Consider the following 16,774-nt stretch of genomic DNA (forward strand, 5'->3'; position numbering starts at 1 on the left):
CGCGCTCGGCAATGGCGCCGGGCGGTGGAGCCCAGGGGTGGCCCATGCTGACGTCGACAGAATCTTTCGTGCAGCGCCACCCGGTTCCTCACCACCGACACCGACGGCGTCGGGGGGCAGCCGCAACCCTCGCCGTGGCCGTCGCGGCGGCCCTGGTCGCCCTGGCCCCGTCGGGTTCTGCTGCGACCCCGACCGGGTCTGCCGTCGGCATCACCGGCACGGGTGCTCAGACCGCCACGCGAACCGTGACACTGCTGACGGGTGACAGCGTGGTGCTGAGCACGGCCTCCGGCCGAACCTCCGCGACGATCCGCCCGGCAGCGACGAGCGGGGTGCGCTCGGTCGTCACCACGCTACGGCTCGGTGACCGTGCGTACGCCGTTCCGGCCGTGGCGCGTCCGTACCTGGGGCGCTACCTCGACCCCTCCCTCTTCGACGTGTCGTCGACGACAGCCGCCGGGCCGACGGTCAGGGTCAACCTCGCCTACTCCGGCTCGACCAAGCCGGTCGTGCCCGGCGTGACCGTCACCTCGGCTCGAGACGGCCTCGCCGCCGGGTACCTCACGCCGCAGTCGGCGCAGACCTTCGGCGCCGCGCTGGCCTCCCAGGCGGTCGCCGACGCGCAGCACGGCTGGCCGGCCCACAGCAGATTGTTCGGGTCGGTGACCCGGATCTCGGCCGAGGGTTCCGGTGCCGTCGCCACTCCGAGCTACCCGATGAAGACCCTCGTCATCAGGGCCGTGGACCACACCGGCACGCCGCTGCGCTACGGGTTCGGCTTCTACGTGAACATGGACGACGGCCGTAAGGGCGCCGGCTTCTTCGCGATCGACCAGGGTCAGGCCCGCGTCAGCGTGCCCACCGGCAACTACGCTCTCGTCTCCACCGAGGACACCTTCAGCCCGGCCGGGATCTACACCAGTCGGGTCATGCTCGTCAGCGACTACCGGGTGGCCGCTCAGAACCAGACTGTGACCCTCGACGCCCGCAAGGCGACCACCCAGACCCCGTCGGTGAGCCTTCCCAAGTCGGCTCTCGTGCAGGACCTCTCGGTGATTCTCATGCTGACGGACGCCAACGGGTTCGCCAGCTTCAGTCTGGGCAGCAGCGCGGCTCCGCCGAGCGCCCGGCTCCGGCTCACTCCGACCAAGCCACCGAAGCACGGCCGCATAGAGGAACAGACCATCGTCAACGCGGTCGATACGTCGGTCCCCGGCGGCGCCTATCGCTTCGACGGGGGTTGGATGGACGTGGGTATCCCCGTGGCCCAACACCATTCGGCTCCGGTACTCGCGCGGCAGAACCGCACCGACACGACCTACTACACCGACCGCGACCTGCGGATCGGTGGCACGTCGAGGGCGCTGTTCTTCCCCGGTGCGTCGTTCGCCTTCGCCCAGGTCTTCGCCACGCCGATGCCGCTCCAGCGGGCTGAGTACGCGTTCGGGCCGGTGGGCACACAGCTGTCGGAGGTGGTGTACACCGACATCGCCAACGTCGACGATCCCGGCATGTTCACTCAGGAGCTGCACGCGATTCCGCCCGGGAAAGCGAGTGGAACGACCTGGTTGCGCAACCCGATCGTGCAGACCGTTCCCGACACTCCGGCGGGCTCCACGTTTGCGATGTCGCTCGCCTGCCGAACCAGAGATGCGCTCCTCGTGGCCCTCGAGCCGGTCGACAACGTCGCCACCCACGTCGGGCAGGTGTTCGGTTCGCCTGACGGCACGCCGGTCGCGCACTTCACCCTCAGTCGCAACGGCAAGACGTTGTTCGACGGTGACGACTCGCTCGGTACTGTCGTGGACACCGGGGCCGCCCCGGCGACCTATCGCGCCGTCGGCACCCTCGACCGCAGGCTGGCGGGCACGTTCCTGTCGACCGCGACGACGACCGACGTGAGCTTCGTGTCGGGCGGGACCACCGGTCCGAGGGCTCCGGCCACGTGGTACTGCCCCGCCGACAACGGTTCAGGCGGAGTCACCCTGCTTCCGGTGCTGCGGGCGCTGGTCGACCTGCACGGCACGACGCGAGGCACGGTGCCGGTCGGTTCGCGCGCCTTCGACGTCGAGGTCGGCTACCCGGCGGGAGCCGGTGCCGCGAAGGTCACCTCGGTGACCGTCGAGGTTGCCGTGGCCGGGTCTGGTGCGTGGGTCACTCTGCCCGTCAGCTCCGCGCCCACCGCCGGCCACTACCGGGTCGCCTTCAGCGCCAAGCCGTTCGAAGCCGGGCGGGTGATGGACCTGCGGGTCAGTGCGACCGACGCCGCTGGCGGCATCCTGCACCAGACCACCGACCGCGCCTTCCTGATCGGAAACTGACATGCTCCGGATTCGCACTGCCCTCCTGTCGTTCGGTGTGGTGACCGCGGTGCTCGCCGCCGCGGCCCAGCCCGCCCTGGCCGGACCCCCGTCGTCACCGAAACCGTCCGAGCGGGCCCATCCGAGCTGCTCGACGTCGGGCCCGGGCCAGTTCCGCTGCTTCTCACAGTGGCGTACCGGGGGCGGGACGTCGACCAACCGCGCGAACCCCTCCGCCCCGGCGCGGCCGGCGGCCGGCTACGGGCCGGCCGACATCGCGTCGGCCTACCAGCTGAGCGGCAAGGGTGGCGCGGGCGCCACGGTGGCGATCGTCGACGCCTACGACAACCCGAACGCGGAGGCCGACCTCGCCGTGTTCCGTCGCACCTTCGGCCTGCCACCGTGTACAACAGCCAACGGGTGCTTCCGCAAGGTCAACCAGCGTGGCGGCTCCATCCCACCCGAGGGCGACCCGGGCTGGGGGGTCGAGATCGCGCTTGACATCCAAGCGGTCTCCGCCTCCTGCCCGGCCTGCAAGATCTTGCTCGTCGAGGCCGACGACCCGACGTTCGTCAACCTCGGCACGTCGGTGAACCGGGCCGTGGCGCTCGGCGCCGATGTGGTGTCGCACTCTTACGGAGGCGACGAGGCCACCAGCTCGCGGGTACTGCGCACGCGGTACTACACCCACCCGGGGGTCGCGCAGGTAGCGTCGTCTGGCGACTTCGGTTTCGGTCCGGCCCAGGTCCCGGCCGCGTTCCCCGAGATGATCGCCGCCGGGGGAACCCGCCTGGTCAAGACGAGTGCCGGCTGGAGAGAGAGCGCGTGGAGCGGCGCCGGCAGCGGCTGCTCGGCCTGGTTTGCCAAGCCCGCCTGGCAGAAGGACGGTCACTGTGGGATGCGCACCGTGGCCGACGTGTCCGCCGTGGCCGACCCTGAGACCGGACTGGCCGTCTACGACACCTACGGCCTCGGGGCTGACAACGGATGGATCGTCGTGGGCGGGACCAGCCTGTCGGCACCGCTGCTGGCCGGCATGATCGGACGCGCCGGGAACGCCTCGCAGCTCGACAGCGCTGCCTACCTCTACCGGAACCGTTCCGGCCTGCGCGACGTCATCGGAGGCGCGAACGGCTTCTGCGGTGGCGACTATCTGTGCAGAGGGAAGAAGGGCTACGACGCGCCGACCGGTCTGGGCAGCCCGCGAGGTCTGTCTGCGCTGTGAGGTGCCGACACCGTGGCCGGCTGCAAGGCCGACCTCGAGCGGTCAGCCGGCGCGAGCCTGACCGGGGTGGTCGGCAACAGCCAGACGAGGCTCAGTCGTCGAAGGAGGTGCAGGTCATGGTGCCGCTCAGCACCCCGCCACTGATGTCGACCCGGTCAAAGGTCAACGCGGTCTGGGCGTAGCTCACGCCGGTGGGCGACGTCAGTGGCTCCGCAGGCGGCGAGTACGAGCGCCGAGATCAGGGCCGTGAGGTGGTCGAGGTGGCGGTCCGCATGCTCCTTGGTCATCACCACCGAGGCGGGGTTGCCAAAGCGCTCCGGCCGGTCAGAGCCCGAGATGCCGCCCGGGAACATCGGCGACACGGCAACCAGATGACCACGTGACGGGGTCTGGCGACGTACCGTCGAGGCAGTGACGGACACCCGTCCGGCACTGCCAGGAGGCCCCCCGATGGAGCGACTGCTCGAGGCGGAGGGCCGGGCTCGGCTCCACCGTCGTCGTGGGACCACCCGGCACCGCGGGAGCGAGTAGGCGCACGCCGAGCGTGTGCGCCGCCTAGGAGTCAGAATTGGCTACGAAGAGTCCGACCTCGTCCGACGTCGCCACCTCGTCCTCAGCGCCGGCTCACGAAGGCGCCACCAGCATCCGCGAGCGGGCCCCCGACCACAAGACCTATGTGATCGACACCTCCGTGCTGCTGTCCGACCCCCGCGCCATGCTGCGGTTCAAAGAGCACGAGGTCGTGCTGCCGGTCGTGGTCGTGACCGAGCTGGAGGCTAAACGTCACCACCCTGAGCTGGGCTACTTCGCCCGGCAGGCACTGCGGCTGCTCGATGACCTGCGCATCTCCGCTGGGCGGCTCGACCGCCCGGTCGGGGTCGGAGACGACGGCGGCACCCTGCGCGTCGAGCTGAACCACACCGACTCGTCGGCACTGCCGGCCGGCTTCCGGCTGGGCGACAACGACACGCGCATCCTCTCGGTGGCCAAGAACCTGTCGAACGAGGGCGCCGACGTCACCGTGGTCAGCAAAGACCTCCCGATGCGCGTCAAGGCCTCGGCCTGTGGCCTCGAGGCGCAGGAGTACCGGGCCGAGCTCGCGGTCGACTCGGGCTGGACCGGTCTGCAGGAGCTCGAGGTGTCGACCGACGAGCTCGACCTGCTCTACGAGCGGGGTCGCATCGAGCACGCGGATGCCGCCGAGCTGCCGTGCCACACCGGCCTCGTTCTGCTCTCGCCGCGGGGAAGCGGTCTGGGGCGGGTCGGCGCCGACAAGCAGATCCGGCTGGTGCGAGGCGACCGGGATGCGTTCGGCCTGCACGGTCGTAGCGCGGAGCAGCGCATCGCCCTCGATCTGCTGCTCGATCCCGACGTGGGCATCGTCAGCCTCGGCGGACGCGCCGGTACGGGAAAGTCGGCGCTGGCTCTGTGCGCCGGTCTCGAGTCGGTGATGGAACGTCGGGTGCAGCGCAAGGTGCTCGTGTTCCGGCCGCTGTTCGCCGTCGGTGGCCAGGAGCTCGGCTACCTCCCCGGCACGGAGGCCGAGAAGATGAACCCCTGGGGCCAGGCGGTCTTCGACACTCTGAGCGCCCTCGTGTCGACCGAGGTCGTGGAAGAGGTGATGGACCGGGGGATGCTCGAGGTGCTGCCCCTCACCCACATTCGCGGAAGGTCACTGCACGACGCCTTTGTCATCGTCGACGAGGCCCAGAGCCTCGAACGCAACGTGCTGCTCACGGTGCTCAGCCGCATCGGCCAGAACAGCAAGGTCGTGCTGACGCACGACGTCGCCCAGCGCGACAACCTGCGGGTTGGCCGGCACGACGGCGTCGCGGCCGTCATCGAGAAGCTCAAGGGTCACCCCCTCTTCGCCCACGTCACCTTGACCCGCAGCGAACGCAGCCCGATCGCCGCGCTGGTCACCGACCTTCTGGAGGGTCTCGAGTTCTGAGCCACCACCTCTCGAGACGAGAACCGCTCCCGCACCGGTCAGCCTCGACCGACCAGCCGCAGGAGCGGTTCTCATTGTGCGGGACGACATCCCCGGCGCTGCCGACCGGCTGTTTCGGCAGGTGACGGCACCCCCCGCGATTTGCCATTCAACGACAGGTCTGTGCACCGTAGTAACCGAAACGTTATGAAGCCTCCAGGCCGCAGGGCCTGTCGTTGGATCGTGACGAGTTCATCGCTGTGATGGCAGGGACGGCTCAGATGGCCGGCATCACCGGCCCAGTCCCGCCCCCGACCCAGGAAGGCGTAGCCCCTCATGGCTCGCTACGAAGGCCGTCATCGAAACGCGCCCATCGCCACCCCCGTTCTGTCGCAGCAACCCACCCCTCGGTCTGGGGAGCAGCCGCAGCACGGCGGTCGCCGGCGCACGCTGCGTCCGCTGGTCGCCGTGGGTACCGCTGCCGGTGTCGCCCTCGGGGTGTTCGGTCTGACCGGCTCGGTCAGTGCCCGCCAGGGCAGCGCGGTTGACCTGTCGGTCGCGATGGTGAGCCATACCGACGTACTGGCTCGGGAGGCGGTGACCCAGACCGCCACCCGCGGGCAGCAGCGGGTGTCGCGTGACGTGGCCCGGGTCGCGCTCTCGGCCACCGCAGTGCAGGCGGCCAGGACGGCAGTGGCCAAGGCCAAGGCGGCCCAGCAGGTGCGCGACGCCGCTGAGGCACAGGCCCGGGAGAAGGCCGCCGAGAAGCAGCGGCAGTTCGTCATCGCCGATGCGAAGTCGAACCCGAGGGCCGCGGCCAAGGCCCTCATGAGCGATCACGGCTGGTCGAGCGACGCGCAGTACGGCTGTCTGCTCAACCTGTGGAACGGTGAGAGCGACTGGAAGTGGTCGGCCCACAACAGCAGCTCGGGCGCCTACGGCATCCCGCAGTCGTTGCCGGCCAGCAAGATGGCGCAGTTCGGCAGCGACTACCGCACCAACCCCATCACCCAGATCAAGTGGGGCCTCTGGTACATCGAGGCCTCCTACGGCAGCCCGTGCAGCGCGTGGTCGACCTGGCAGTCTCGCAGCCCGCACTGGTACTGATCCCGACCCGGCTGATCTCGCCCGCGTCAGGCTCAGATCTTGCGGAGGCGTACGCGTCGCACCTCGTGGTTCGACCCCTTGGAGAGCACCAGGGTCGCCCGGGAGCGGGTCGGGAGGATGTTCTCGACGAGGTTCGGGCCGTTGATCTCGCGCCAGATACGGCCCGCCGTGGCCACCGCCTCGTCATCGGACAGCACGGCGTAGCGGTGGAAGTAGGAGTCGGGGTCGGAGAAGGCGGTCTGGCGCAGTCGCAGGAAGCGCTCGACGTACCAGGTGCGCACGTCATCGACCCAGGCGTCGACGTACACCGAGAAGTCGAAGAAGTCGCTGATCGCGAGCCCGGCCCCTCTCACCGGATGCAGCCGGGGGGCTTGGAGCACGTTGAGGCCCTCGACGATGAGCACGTCGGGCTGGCGCACCACCGTGCGCTCGTCCTTGACGATGTCGTAGGTGAGATGCGAGTAGACGGGCGCCGTGACCTCGGTGCGCCCGGACTTGACCTCGGTGACGAACCGCAGCAGCGCCCGGCGGTCGTACGACTCGGGAAAGCCTTTTCGTTGCAGGAGCCCTCTTCGTTCAAGTTCAGCGTTGGGAAAGAGGAAACCATCGGTCGTGACGAGCTCGACGTGCGGGGTGTCGGGCCAGCGGGCGAGCATCTCGCGCAGGATGCGGGCCGTCGTCGACTTGCCGACGGCCACCGACCCGGCCACCCCGATGACGAAGGGGGTGCGCGCCGGCCGCTCGCCGAGAAACTCGCTCGTCACCTGGTGCAGCTGTCGGGTGCCGGCGACGTAGAAGTTGAGCAGACGAGAGAGTGGCAGGTAGACGTCTTCGATCTCGCGCAGGTCGACACGGTCGCCGAGGCCGCGCAGGCGAGTCAGGTCATCGTCGTCGAGACTGAGTGGCAGGTTCTGACGCAGCCGCGACCACGCCGCGCGGTCGAGCTCGACGTACGGCGAGTGGATGGGGGTGAGTGCACCCGTTCCTGTGGCTGACTGCGACACCCGGCCATTGTGGCCCACCACGAGCCCGGGTTGGCCCGGGGGCCCACTCCGGTCCCTTAGGCTGGGCGCCATGTGTGGGATCGTGGGCTACGTCGGCAGAGCCGAAGACGACAGTGCGCTCGACGTCTTGATGGAGGGACTCGCTCGTCTGGAGTACCGGGGGTACGACTCGGCGGGGGTCGCGCTGGTCACCGGCGACCACACCTCGACCCGCAAGAAGTCGGGCAAGCTCGCCAACCTGCGTGCCGAGCTGGAGGCTGACCCGCTGCCCCCGTCCACCACCGGCATCGGCCACACCCGTTGGGCCACGCACGGCGGGCCGACCGACGAGAACGCCCATCCGCACCGGGGCGGTGCCGACGGCAAGCTGGCGTTGATCCACAACGGCATCATCGAGAACTTCCACTCGCTCAAGCGTGGTCTGCTCGCGCAGGGCACGGTCTTCACCAGCGAGACCGACACCGAGGTCGTGGCCCACCTGCTCGCGGCGGCCTACGACGAGCACCACGACCTCACCGAGGCGATGCGGGTCGTCGTGGCCGACCTCGAAGGAGCTTTCACGCTGCTGGCGATCCACGCCGACCAGCCCGGCGTCGTGGTGGGCGCGCGGCGCAACAGCCCGCTGGTCGTCGGACTCGGCGCTGACGCCAACTACCTCGGCTCCGACGTCGCGGCCTTCATCGGCTACACCCGCCAGGCGCTCGAGCTTGACCAGGACCAGATCGTCACGATCACCGCCGACGGCGTCACGGTGATGGGCTTCGACGGCGCGCCCGCCGAAGGCAAGGCCTTCGAGGTGACCTGGGACGCCGCCGCCGCAGAGAAGGGCGGCTACGCCACCTTCATGGAGAAGGAGATCCACGACCAGCCCCACGCCGTCGCCGACACCCTGCTCGGTCGCACCGACGCCGACGGCCGGCTCACCCTCGACGAGATGGACATCACCGAGCACCAGCTGCGCGAGATCGACCGCATCATCGTCGTCGCGTGTGGAACGGCGGCCTACGCCGGCCTCGTCGCCAAGTACGCCATCGAACACTGGACTCGCATCCCGGTCGAGGTGGCCCTCGCGCACGAGTTCCGGTACTGCGACCCGATCGTCAACGACCGCACGCTCGTGGTGTCGATCAGCCAGTCGGGCGAGACGATGGACACCCTGATGGCGGTCAAGCACGCCAGGCTGCTCGGCGCCCTGACGATCTCCGTCTGCAACACCCACGGGGCCACCATTCCCCGCGAGTCGGATGCCGTGCTCTACACCCACGCCGGCCCCGAGATCGCCGTCGCATCGACGAAGGCCTTCCTCGCGCAGATCACCGCCTGCTACGTGCTCGGGCTCTACCTCGCGCAGCTGCGTGGTGGCTCGTTCGCCGACGACGCGCAGTCGGTGATGAAGCAGCTCGGCGAGGTGCCCGGCAAGATCGAGACCCTGCTGGGCCGGATGGACCGGGTCAAGGAGATCGCCGGCTTCATGGCCGACACCCGCTCCGTGCTCTTCCTCGGGCGCCACGTCGGCTACCCCGTGGCGATGGAGGGCGCGCTGAAGCTGAAGGAGCTCGCCTACATCCACGCGGAGGGTTTCGCCGCCGGTGAGCTCAAGCACGGCCCGATCGCCCTCATCGAGCCGGGCCAGCCGGTGTTCGTCATCGTGCCCTCGCCTTCGAGTGAGCACGGGCTGCACGGCAAGGTCGTGAGCAACATCCAGGAGATCCGGGCCCGGGGGGCACGCACCATCGTCATCGCCGAGGAGGGCGACGAGGCCGTCGAGGCCTTTGCCGACGAAGTGATCCGGGTGCCGGTGACGGCTCCGTTGCTGGCCCCGTTGCTGACGGTCGTTCCGCTGCAGGTCTTTGCGCTCTGGCTCTCGACCGCGAAGGGTCTCGACGTCGACCAGCCCCGCAACCTCGCGAAGTCGGTGACCGTCGAGTGAGCGCCCGGTCGCGCTGGTGGCAGGCGGACGCAACCCGACGCGCCCGACCACGCCCGTGATCATCGGCGTGGGGATCGACGTGGTCGACATCGAGAGGTTCGCGAAGACCCTCGAGCGCACCCCGGCCCTACGTGATCGGCTCTTCACAGCGGAGGAGCGCGGGCTCGGGATCGCCTCTCTGGCAGCACGCTTCGCGGCGAAGGAGGCCCTCGCGAAGTCGCTCGGTGCCCCGGCCGGCATGTACTGGACCGATGCCCGGGTCGTAACGAGCGAGAGTGGAAAGCCCTCTCTCGTGATCGGTGGCACCGTGCAGTCACGAGCGAGCGACCTCGGTGTCGACTGCTTCCACGTCTCGCTCTCGCACGACGCCGGCGTGGCGTCTGCCGTCGTCATCGCGGAGGGCTGATGATCCGCGCCCACTCGGTGACGACCGTTCGCGCCGCCGAAGCCGAGGCCATGGCTGAGCTGCCAGACGGCGAGCTCATGCGGCGGGCGGCCCAGGGGCTGGCCGAGGTCGCCGCGACGCGTCTCGACGAGCGTGACGGCACGACGGCGGTGGCGCTGGTCGGCGGCGGTGACAACGGAGGCGATGCCCTGTACGCCATCGCCCTCCTCAGCGAGGCCGGGTTCGCTTGCGCCGCAGTGCTCGTCCCCGAGGGTGGCCGCGAAGCCGTTCACCCTGGTGGGTTGCGTGAGGCCGAACATCAGGGGGTCGACACCGTCTCCGCCGATGACGACTCCACCGCCGCCCTCGTGGCCGAGGCTGATCTCGTGCTCGACGGCATCGTCGGCATCGGCGGGCACCCTGGCCTGCGCCCGGGGGCGTCCGCACTCGTCGATGCGATCGCCGAGGAGGCGTGGGTCATCGCGGTCGATCTCGCCAGCGGGCTCGACCCGGCTGGGGAGGTCGCGGCCGACGACACGGTGTGGGCCGACGAGACGGTGACGTTCGGCACGCCCAAACCGGTGCACCTGCTGCCCGCCGGCGAACCGGCATCCGGCCTGCTGACCGTGATCGACATCGGCGTCGACTTCAGCGCCCGACCGGCGGCTGTCGAACGTCTTGTCTGGGACGACGTCGCAACGCTGTGGCCCGTTCCCGGCCCGAGTGACGACAAGTACTCCCGTGGCGTGCTGGGCGTTGTCGCCGGCGGCGAAGGGTACGCCGGTGCCGCCGTGCTCTGCGTCACCGGCGCCGTCGAGGCCGGCGCGGGGATGGTGCGTTACGTGGGCACCGCGACCCCCACGGGCCTGGTGCGGGCGGCGGCGCCCGAGGTGGTCATGGGCGACGGGCACGTTCAGGCCTGGGTCATCGGCCCGGGGTTCGACCCCGAAGCCGACGGTGAGCAGGCGCAGGCCCAGCTGCGGGTGGCCCAGCAGGCCCTGGCGTCCGACCTGCCCGTCGTGGTCGACGCGGGCGCGCTCAGCCTGCTCGACGGGGCCCGCACCGCGGTCACGCTGATCACCCCGCACGCCGGTGAGGCGGCCACCCTGCTGACGCGGCTGGGAAACTCGCAGGTCACCCGCGATGACGTCGAGGCGCGACCGTTCGAGCAGGCCCGACGCCTCGCGGCGCTGGCGAACGCCGTCGTGCTGCTCAAGGGGTCGACGACCCTGGTGGTGACCCCCGACGGGCAAGCGGCGCGGTCACAGGCCGACGGCACGCCCTGGCTGGCCACGGCCGGGTCGGGCGACGTGCTGGCCGGGGTGGTGGGAGCTCTGCTGGCCTCCGGCCTCTCGGCCGTCGACGCGGCGTCGCTCGGCGCCCTGGTTCACGGTGTGGCCGGCGGCCGCGTGTCAGGAGGTGGCCCGGTTCGCGCCCTCGCGCTCGCGCACGAGATCCGTTCCGCGGTGCGTCATCTGCTCGTACGTGCCGGTTCGACAGGTCACTGAGCCGTGTCACATCAGCCGGGCCGGGTTCGGTCGCCCCGGCGGCCGCCGGAGGCCGTCACCGATGCGTTGCCGTGCATGGCAGAATTCGCGAGATGACGCCGAGCCCCGTCGCTGCCGACCCCGGTGCCACCGCCGACCGTGAGACGCCTCAGACCCACGGCCTTCCCGGCTGGGCCGAGATCGACCTCTCGGCGCTCGAGCACAACGTGCGCACGCTCCGTGAGCGGGCGCCTGAAGCCGACTTCATGGCCGTCGTCAAGGCCGACGCGTACGGCCATGGGCTGCTGCCGGTGGCTCGGGCGGCGGTGCGGGCCGGAGCCGGCTGGCTCGGCGTCGCCCAGTTCTCGGAAGCCTTCGCCCTGCGTGACGCGGGCCTCGACACCCGGCTGCTCACCTGGCTGAGCGTGCCCGGCGCCGACTTCACGGGCGCGGTACGACGCGCCATCGACCTCTCGGCATCGGCGACGTGGGTGCTCGACGAGATCGCCACCGCGGCCCGCGCCCTCGCCACCACGGCGCGCGTCCACCTCAAGGTCGACACCGGGCTCGGGCGAGGGGGTGCGTTCGGCGCCGACTTCACGAGCCTGGTGGCGCACGCCCGCTCGCTCGAGGCGGAGGGCGCGATCCGCGTCGTCGGCGTCTGGACCCATTTCGCCTTCGCCGACTCCCCCCGGCACCCGACGGTGATCGCCCAGCAGGAGCGTTTCTTCGAGGCCGTGGCCGAGGCCGAGCGGGCCGGCATCCGCCCCGAGGTGCGCCACCTGGCCAACTCGGCCGCCACCCTCGTGCACCCCTCGGCCCAGGCCGACCTCGTACGGCCCGGCATCGCCATGTACGGGCTGAGCCCGGTGCCGCAGGTCGACGACGACTTCGACCTGCGACCGGTCATGAGCCTGCGGATGCGGTTGGCGCTGGTCAAGCGTCTGCCGGCCGGTCAGGGGGTCAGCTACGGGCACACCTACACCCCGAAGGTCGACACGGTCGTCGGCCTCGTGCCGGCCGGTTATGCCGACGGCATCCCACGCGACGCCTCGAACGTCGGGCCCGTCAGCAGGGGCACGTACCGCACCACCGTCGCCGGTCGCGTGTGCATGGACCAGTTCGTCGTCGACCTCGGCCCCGACAGCGATGCCGTCGCCGGCGACGTCATCACCTTGTTCGGCGCGGGGCCGGGCGAGCCGAGCGCGCAGGACTGGGCCGACGCGACCGGCACCATCAGCTACGAGATCGTGACCCGCATCGGGGCGCGGGTGCCACGCATCGTCATCGGCGGCTCGCAGGGTCTCTCATGAGCTCGTGGCTGGGCCGAAACCCCGTGCTCGGTATCGCCGCTGCGGCCGTCGGTGTGGCGGCGGCAGCAGCAGCCGGGGTCGCGGCTGACCGCGCCACGAGATACCGAGCCGCGATGACGGCACTCGAGACACCTGAGCTGCTCGACATCGTGCCCGACGAGGAGCACATCGTGCTCACCGACGACGGGGTGCCGTTGCACGTGGAGATCGACCTGCCCCACCCCGACGATGCCGCCGCCGCAGCGGTGGGCACGGTCAGAGGAGACCACCCGGAGAACCTCCCCACCGTCGTGCTGACCCACGGCTACTGCCTCAGCCTGCGCTGCTGGACCTACCAGCGTCGTGCCTTCCGCGACGCCGGTTTCAAGGTCATCAGCTGGGACCAGCGCGGCCACGGCCGGTCTGGTCGTGGGTCGACAGAGAGCTACGTCATCGACCGGCTCGGCGCCGACCTGCACGCGGTCATCGCGCAGTTCGCGCCCGGTGACGACCTGGTGCTCATCGGGCACTCCATGGGCGGTATGACGATCATGGCGTTCGGCGAGCAGTATCCAGAGATTCTGCGTGACCGGGTCACCGGGGTCGCCTTCGTCGGCACGAGTCCCGGCGGTCTCACGCTGGCCAACGGTGGTCGGCTCGCCACCATCGCCCGCACCCTGCTCGAACGACTCGGCCCGAGCGTGCTCACCCCGCTCAGCAAGCGTCCCGACGTCTTCGGCACGATCCGCCGCGTGGGCAAGGACGTCGAGCTCTTCCTCGTCGAGCAGAACTCCTTCGCCTCGCCCGTGCCGCGGAGCGTCGTGCGCTACACCGCAGACATCCTGCTCGGCACGCCGCTCGATGTCATCAACGGCTACCTCAAGACCTTCGACGGCTTCGACAAGCGACCGGTGCTGGCCCAGTTCCGGCACGCCATGGTGCTGGTCTTCAACGGCCGGCAGGACATCCTCACACCGCCGGCTCACAGCGAGCTCATCGTCGAGGCCATCCCCGGCGCCGAGCACGTGCTCGTCAACGACGCTGGGCACGTCATCATGCTCGAGCACCCCGACCTGCTGAACGGGCACCTGATCGACCTCATCGAGCACTCGGCCCGCGCCCACGCCGACGACGTGCCGCCCGATCCCGGGCCGAGGGTGCGCAAGGTGGTGACCGACGTCGCCAAGGCGCGGCGCCTGCGGCGGATGGAGCGCCAGGCCGACGAGATCGTCAGGGCAGGCCGCGGCGCCAAGCCCGGGAAGTCCACGAAGCAGGCTGCGCCGAAGGCACCAGCACAGCGTGAGAAGCGGTCACGTGGAGCGTGAGCTGCACTGGGCCGATGTGGCGGCCACCCGGGCGTTCGGCAGGAGACTCGGCCCGCTGCTGCGCGGCGGAGACGTGCTCGTGCTCACGGGTGACCTCGGCGCCGGCAAGACGACACTGACCCAGGCCATCGGCGAGGGGCTGGGCGTTCGCGGACCCGTCACCTCACCGACGTTCGTCATCGCGCGCCTTCATCCCTCTCTCGTCGGCGGGCCCGACCTTGTGCACGTCGACGCCTATCGCCTCGGCAGCGCGGTCGAGCTCGACGACCTCGACCTCGACGCCGACCTCGACCACAGTGTGACCGTCGTCGAGTGGGGCGCCGGTCTCGCCGAACAGCTGAGCGACGCGAGGCTCGAGATCACTCTGCGCGGAGACGGCGAACGAACCGCCCGCGTCGTCGGCGTCGGGGACCGCTGGGATGGCGTGCTGCTCCTGCTGTCGGAGCCTGGCTTCGCCGACGGGCCTGCCCTCGCCAGCGGGTAGCCTGTCGTCGTGCATCTGCTCGCCATCGACACCTCGACGTCAGCCATCACCGTGGCGCTGTTCGATGGCTCCCGGGTGACCGCAGAGTCGACCACCTTGGATCCGCGGGCCCACGCCGAGCACCTCGCACCCGGTATCCGCGACGTGCTCGACCAGGCCGGGGTCGAGCCCGGGGAGGTGACCGGCGTGGTCGTGGGGATCGGTCCCGGCCCGTTCACCGGGCTGCGGGTCGGCATCGTCACCGCCCGCACGTTCGGCTTCGCTCTAGGGGTGCCCGTGCGTGGCCTGTGCAGCCACGAGGCCCTCGCCCACCAAGCGTGGCTGGCCGGGCGACGCGGGGGACTGTTGGTGGCCACCGACGCCCGGCGCAAAGAGGTGTACGCGGCCGAGTTCACCCTGACCTCAACCGGGTCCGAGCGAGTGGGTGACGTGCTGGTCTCGAGATCGACCGACCTGCCCGAACACTGGCGCGTGCTGCCCACGGTCGGGCGCGGCCCGTTGCTCTACCCCGACAGCCTGCTCGGCGGCATCCCGTCGGGCGTGGTCGGCAGCGAGCTGCTGGACGTCTCTGCCGGCGCCCTGGGCGACCTGGCCGCCCGACGGTGGTCAGCGGGCGAGGCACTACCGACCGCGGCGCTCGAGCCGGGGGGAGGGTTCGACGGTCTCGAGCCGCTCTACCTGCGCCGGCCCGACACCCAACCGGCGCCGCCGAGCCGCAAGTCGACGCTCGGATGACGGCGATGACTGACGTCCGGATGCGCGACGTGGAGTGGACCGACCTCGCCCTGCTGGCCCGGCTCGAGACCGAGCTGTTCGCCGACGACGCCTGGGCGGAGCAGACCTGGTGGGCCGAGCTCGCCGCGCGACCCCGACGCGACTACGTCGTGGCCGTCGACGAGGGCGACGCCGTGCTCGGCTACGCGGGTCTCGACATCGCCGGTGAGACGGCCGACGTCATGACGATCGCGACGACGACCAGCGCGCGCGGGAGTGGCGTGGGCCGGCGGCTGATCGACGAGCTGCTGAGCCGGGCCGCCGAGCATGGGGTCAAGGCTGTGCTGCTCGAGGTGCGTGCCGACAACCTGGCCGCTCGACGCCTCTATGACCGCAGTGGGTTCGAGCTGATCTCGACACGCCGGCGGTACTACCAGCCCGGTGATGTCGACGCCCTGGTGCTGCGGCGCCACGTGAGGAGTCAAGCGCATGGCTGACGAACCGTTGGTGCTCGGCATCGAGACCTCCTGCGACGAGACCGGTGTGGGCATCGTGCGCGGTGAGAGGTTGCTCGTCGACGCGATCGCGAGCAGCGTCGACCAGCACGCGAGGTTCGGTGGGGTCGTGCCCGAGGTGGCCAGTCGCGCCCACCTCGAGGCGATGGTGCCGACCATCGAGCGGGCCTGTCGCGATGCCGGCGTCGCTCTGCGCGATGTCGATGCCATCGCGGTCACCGCGGGCCCTGGACTGGCCGGAGCACTGCTGGTCGGGGTGGGGGCGGCCAAGGCGTTGGCCGTCGCGCTGGGCAAGCCGCTCTACGGCGTCAACCATCTCGCGTCACACGTCGCGGTCGACATCGTCGAGCACGGGCCGCTGCCCGAGCCGGCGATGGCGATGCTGGTGTCGGGTGGCCACTCGTCGTTGCTGCTGGTGCCCGACGTGACGCACGACGTGCGCTCCCTGGGAGCCACGATGGACGACGCGGCCGGCGAGGCCTTCGACAAGGTGGCTCGAGTGCTCGGGCTACCGTTCCCCGGCGGGCCTCACATCGATCGTGCTGCGCGAGAGGGGAACCGGATCGCGATCGACTTCCCACGCGGGTTCACCAGTGGTCGCGACCTCGAGCGGCACCGGTTCGACTTCTCCTTCTCCGGGCTGAAGACGGCCGTCGCGCGCTGGGTCGAGACGCGGCAACGCGCAGGCGAAGCGATCCCCGTGGCTGATGTCGCCGCGAGCTTCCAGGAGGCGGTCGTCGACGTGCTGACGCGCAAGGCGCTGCTCGCCTGCAAGGAGCACGAGGTCGACCACCTGCTGATCGGCGGGGGAGTGGCGGCCAACTCCCGGTTGCGGGCCCTGGCCCAGGAGCGGTGCGACAAGGCGGGGGTGGTGCTGCGTGTTCCGCGCCCCGAGCTGTGCACCGACAACGGCGCCATGGTCGCGACCCTGGGTGCGCAGATGGTGTTGAAGGGTCGGGCTCCGAGCGACCTCGGGCTGCCGGCCGACTCCTCGATGCCGGTCACCCTCGTCCAGGCCTGAGGGGGCCCAGCGACCGCACCCAGCAGGCCGTGGCGGGGTTGCGGTGGCTCCTCAT

The 16,774-nt window shown here is 70.5% G+C and carries 14 protein-coding genes; 13 read left to right on the forward strand and 1 reads right to left on the reverse strand.

All coding sequences use genetic code 11. The annotated features are described in order from the left end of the window. Window positions 1-44 precede the first annotated feature (44 nt). From BA895_RS19610 to BA895_RS19630, 4 genes are all read left to right on the forward strand, one after another. On the forward strand, window positions 45-2,321 hold the full coding sequence (locus BA895_RS19610) for a hypothetical protein (protein ID WP_139142795.1): 2,277 nt from the start codon (window positions 45-47) through the stop codon (window positions 2,319-2,321). A gap of 1 nt (window position 2,322) precedes the next feature. Continuing rightward, a complete protein-coding gene (locus tag BA895_RS19615; protein ID WP_070193580.1) occupies window positions 2,323-3,525 on the forward strand; it encodes a S8 family serine peptidase in 1,203 nt (400 codons plus the stop codon). Window positions 3,526-4,240: 715 nt separating this feature from the next. Next, entirely contained in the window at window positions 4,241-5,476 is a 1,236-nt protein-coding gene (locus BA895_RS19625; RefSeq protein WP_254666584.1) for a PhoH family protein, read from the forward strand. 315 nt (window positions 5,477-5,791) lie between these two features. Beyond that, window positions 5,792-6,562, forward strand: a complete 771-nt coding sequence (locus tag BA895_RS19630; RefSeq protein WP_139142797.1) for a hypothetical protein — start codon at window positions 5,792-5,794, stop codon at window positions 6,560-6,562. A gap of 32 nt (window positions 6,563-6,594) precedes the next feature. Here the strand turns inward: BA895_RS19630 and coaA are convergent, their stop codons facing one another. Next, window positions 6,595-7,638, reverse strand: coding sequence for a type I pantothenate kinase (gene coaA / locus BA895_RS19635; RefSeq protein WP_083283581.1), 1,044 nt, complete (start codon window positions 7,636-7,638; stop codon window positions 6,595-6,597). Between coaA and glmS the strand changes: the two genes are divergently transcribed. The 9 genes from glmS to tsaD all read left to right on the forward strand — a co-directional run bounded on the left by glmS (window position 7,637) and on the right by tsaD (window position 16,719). Next, window positions 7,637-9,496 carry a glutamine--fructose-6-phosphate transaminase (isomerizing) gene (gene glmS, locus BA895_RS19640; protein ID WP_070193583.1) on the forward strand — a complete coding sequence of 620 codons (1,860 nt, stop codon included), beginning with the start codon at window positions 7,637-7,639 and terminating at the stop codon, window positions 9,494-9,496. The genes coaA and glmS overlap by 2 nt on opposite strands. 55 nt (window positions 9,497-9,551) lie before the next feature. Next, window positions 9,552-9,902 (forward strand): holo-ACP synthase, encoded by a 351-nt coding sequence (locus BA895_RS19645; RefSeq protein WP_070193679.1) that lies wholly within the window; start codon window positions 9,552-9,554, stop codon window positions 9,900-9,902. Beyond that, window positions 9,902-11,389, forward strand: coding sequence for a bifunctional ADP-dependent NAD(P)H-hydrate dehydratase/NAD(P)H-hydrate epimerase (locus BA895_RS19650; RefSeq protein ID WP_070193584.1), 1,488 nt, complete (start codon window positions 9,902-9,904; stop codon window positions 11,387-11,389). Before BA895_RS19645 ends, BA895_RS19650 begins: the two co-directional genes overlap by 1 nt. A gap of 92 nt (window positions 11,390-11,481) precedes the next feature. Continuing rightward, window positions 11,482-12,681 carry an alanine racemase gene (gene alr, locus BA895_RS19655; RefSeq protein WP_083283582.1) on the forward strand — a complete coding sequence of 400 codons (1,200 nt, stop codon included), beginning with the start codon at window positions 11,482-11,484 and terminating at the stop codon, window positions 12,679-12,681. Next, window positions 12,678-13,985, forward strand: a complete 1,308-nt coding sequence (locus BA895_RS19660; protein ID WP_070193585.1) for an alpha/beta fold hydrolase — start codon at window positions 12,678-12,680, stop codon at window positions 13,983-13,985. Before alr ends, BA895_RS19660 begins: the two co-directional genes overlap by 4 nt. Continuing rightward, a complete protein-coding gene (gene tsaE / locus BA895_RS19665; protein WP_070193586.1) occupies window positions 13,975-14,469 on the forward strand; it encodes a tRNA (adenosine(37)-N6)-threonylcarbamoyltransferase complex ATPase subunit type 1 TsaE in 495 nt (164 codons plus the stop codon). Before BA895_RS19660 ends, tsaE begins: the two co-directional genes overlap by 11 nt. A 9-nt stretch (window positions 14,470-14,478) precedes the next feature. Next, the gene (gene tsaB / locus BA895_RS19670) at window positions 14,479-15,204 is read left to right on the forward strand and encodes a tRNA (adenosine(37)-N6)-threonylcarbamoyltransferase complex dimerization subunit type 1 TsaB (protein ID WP_070193587.1); all 726 of its coding nucleotides are present in this window, start codon (window positions 14,479-14,481) and stop codon (window positions 15,202-15,204) included. Window positions 15,205-15,209: 5 nt separating this feature from the next. Further along, window positions 15,210-15,680, forward strand: coding sequence for a ribosomal protein S18-alanine N-acetyltransferase (rimI, locus tag BA895_RS19675; protein WP_070193681.1), 471 nt, complete (start codon window positions 15,210-15,212; stop codon window positions 15,678-15,680). Then, a complete protein-coding gene (gene tsaD / locus BA895_RS19680) occupies window positions 15,673-16,719 on the forward strand; it encodes a tRNA (adenosine(37)-N6)-threonylcarbamoyltransferase complex transferase subunit TsaD (RefSeq protein ID WP_070193588.1) in 1,047 nt (348 codons plus the stop codon). The genes rimI and tsaD overlap by 8 nt, the downstream gene beginning before the upstream one ends. The last annotated feature ends 55 nt before the right edge of the window (window positions 16,720-16,774 follow it).

The organism is Humibacillus sp. DSM 29435 (genome assembly GCF_001758225.1).
In the GTDB taxonomy this organism is placed as follows: domain Bacteria; phylum Actinomycetota; class Actinomycetes; order Actinomycetales; family Dermatophilaceae; genus DSM-29435.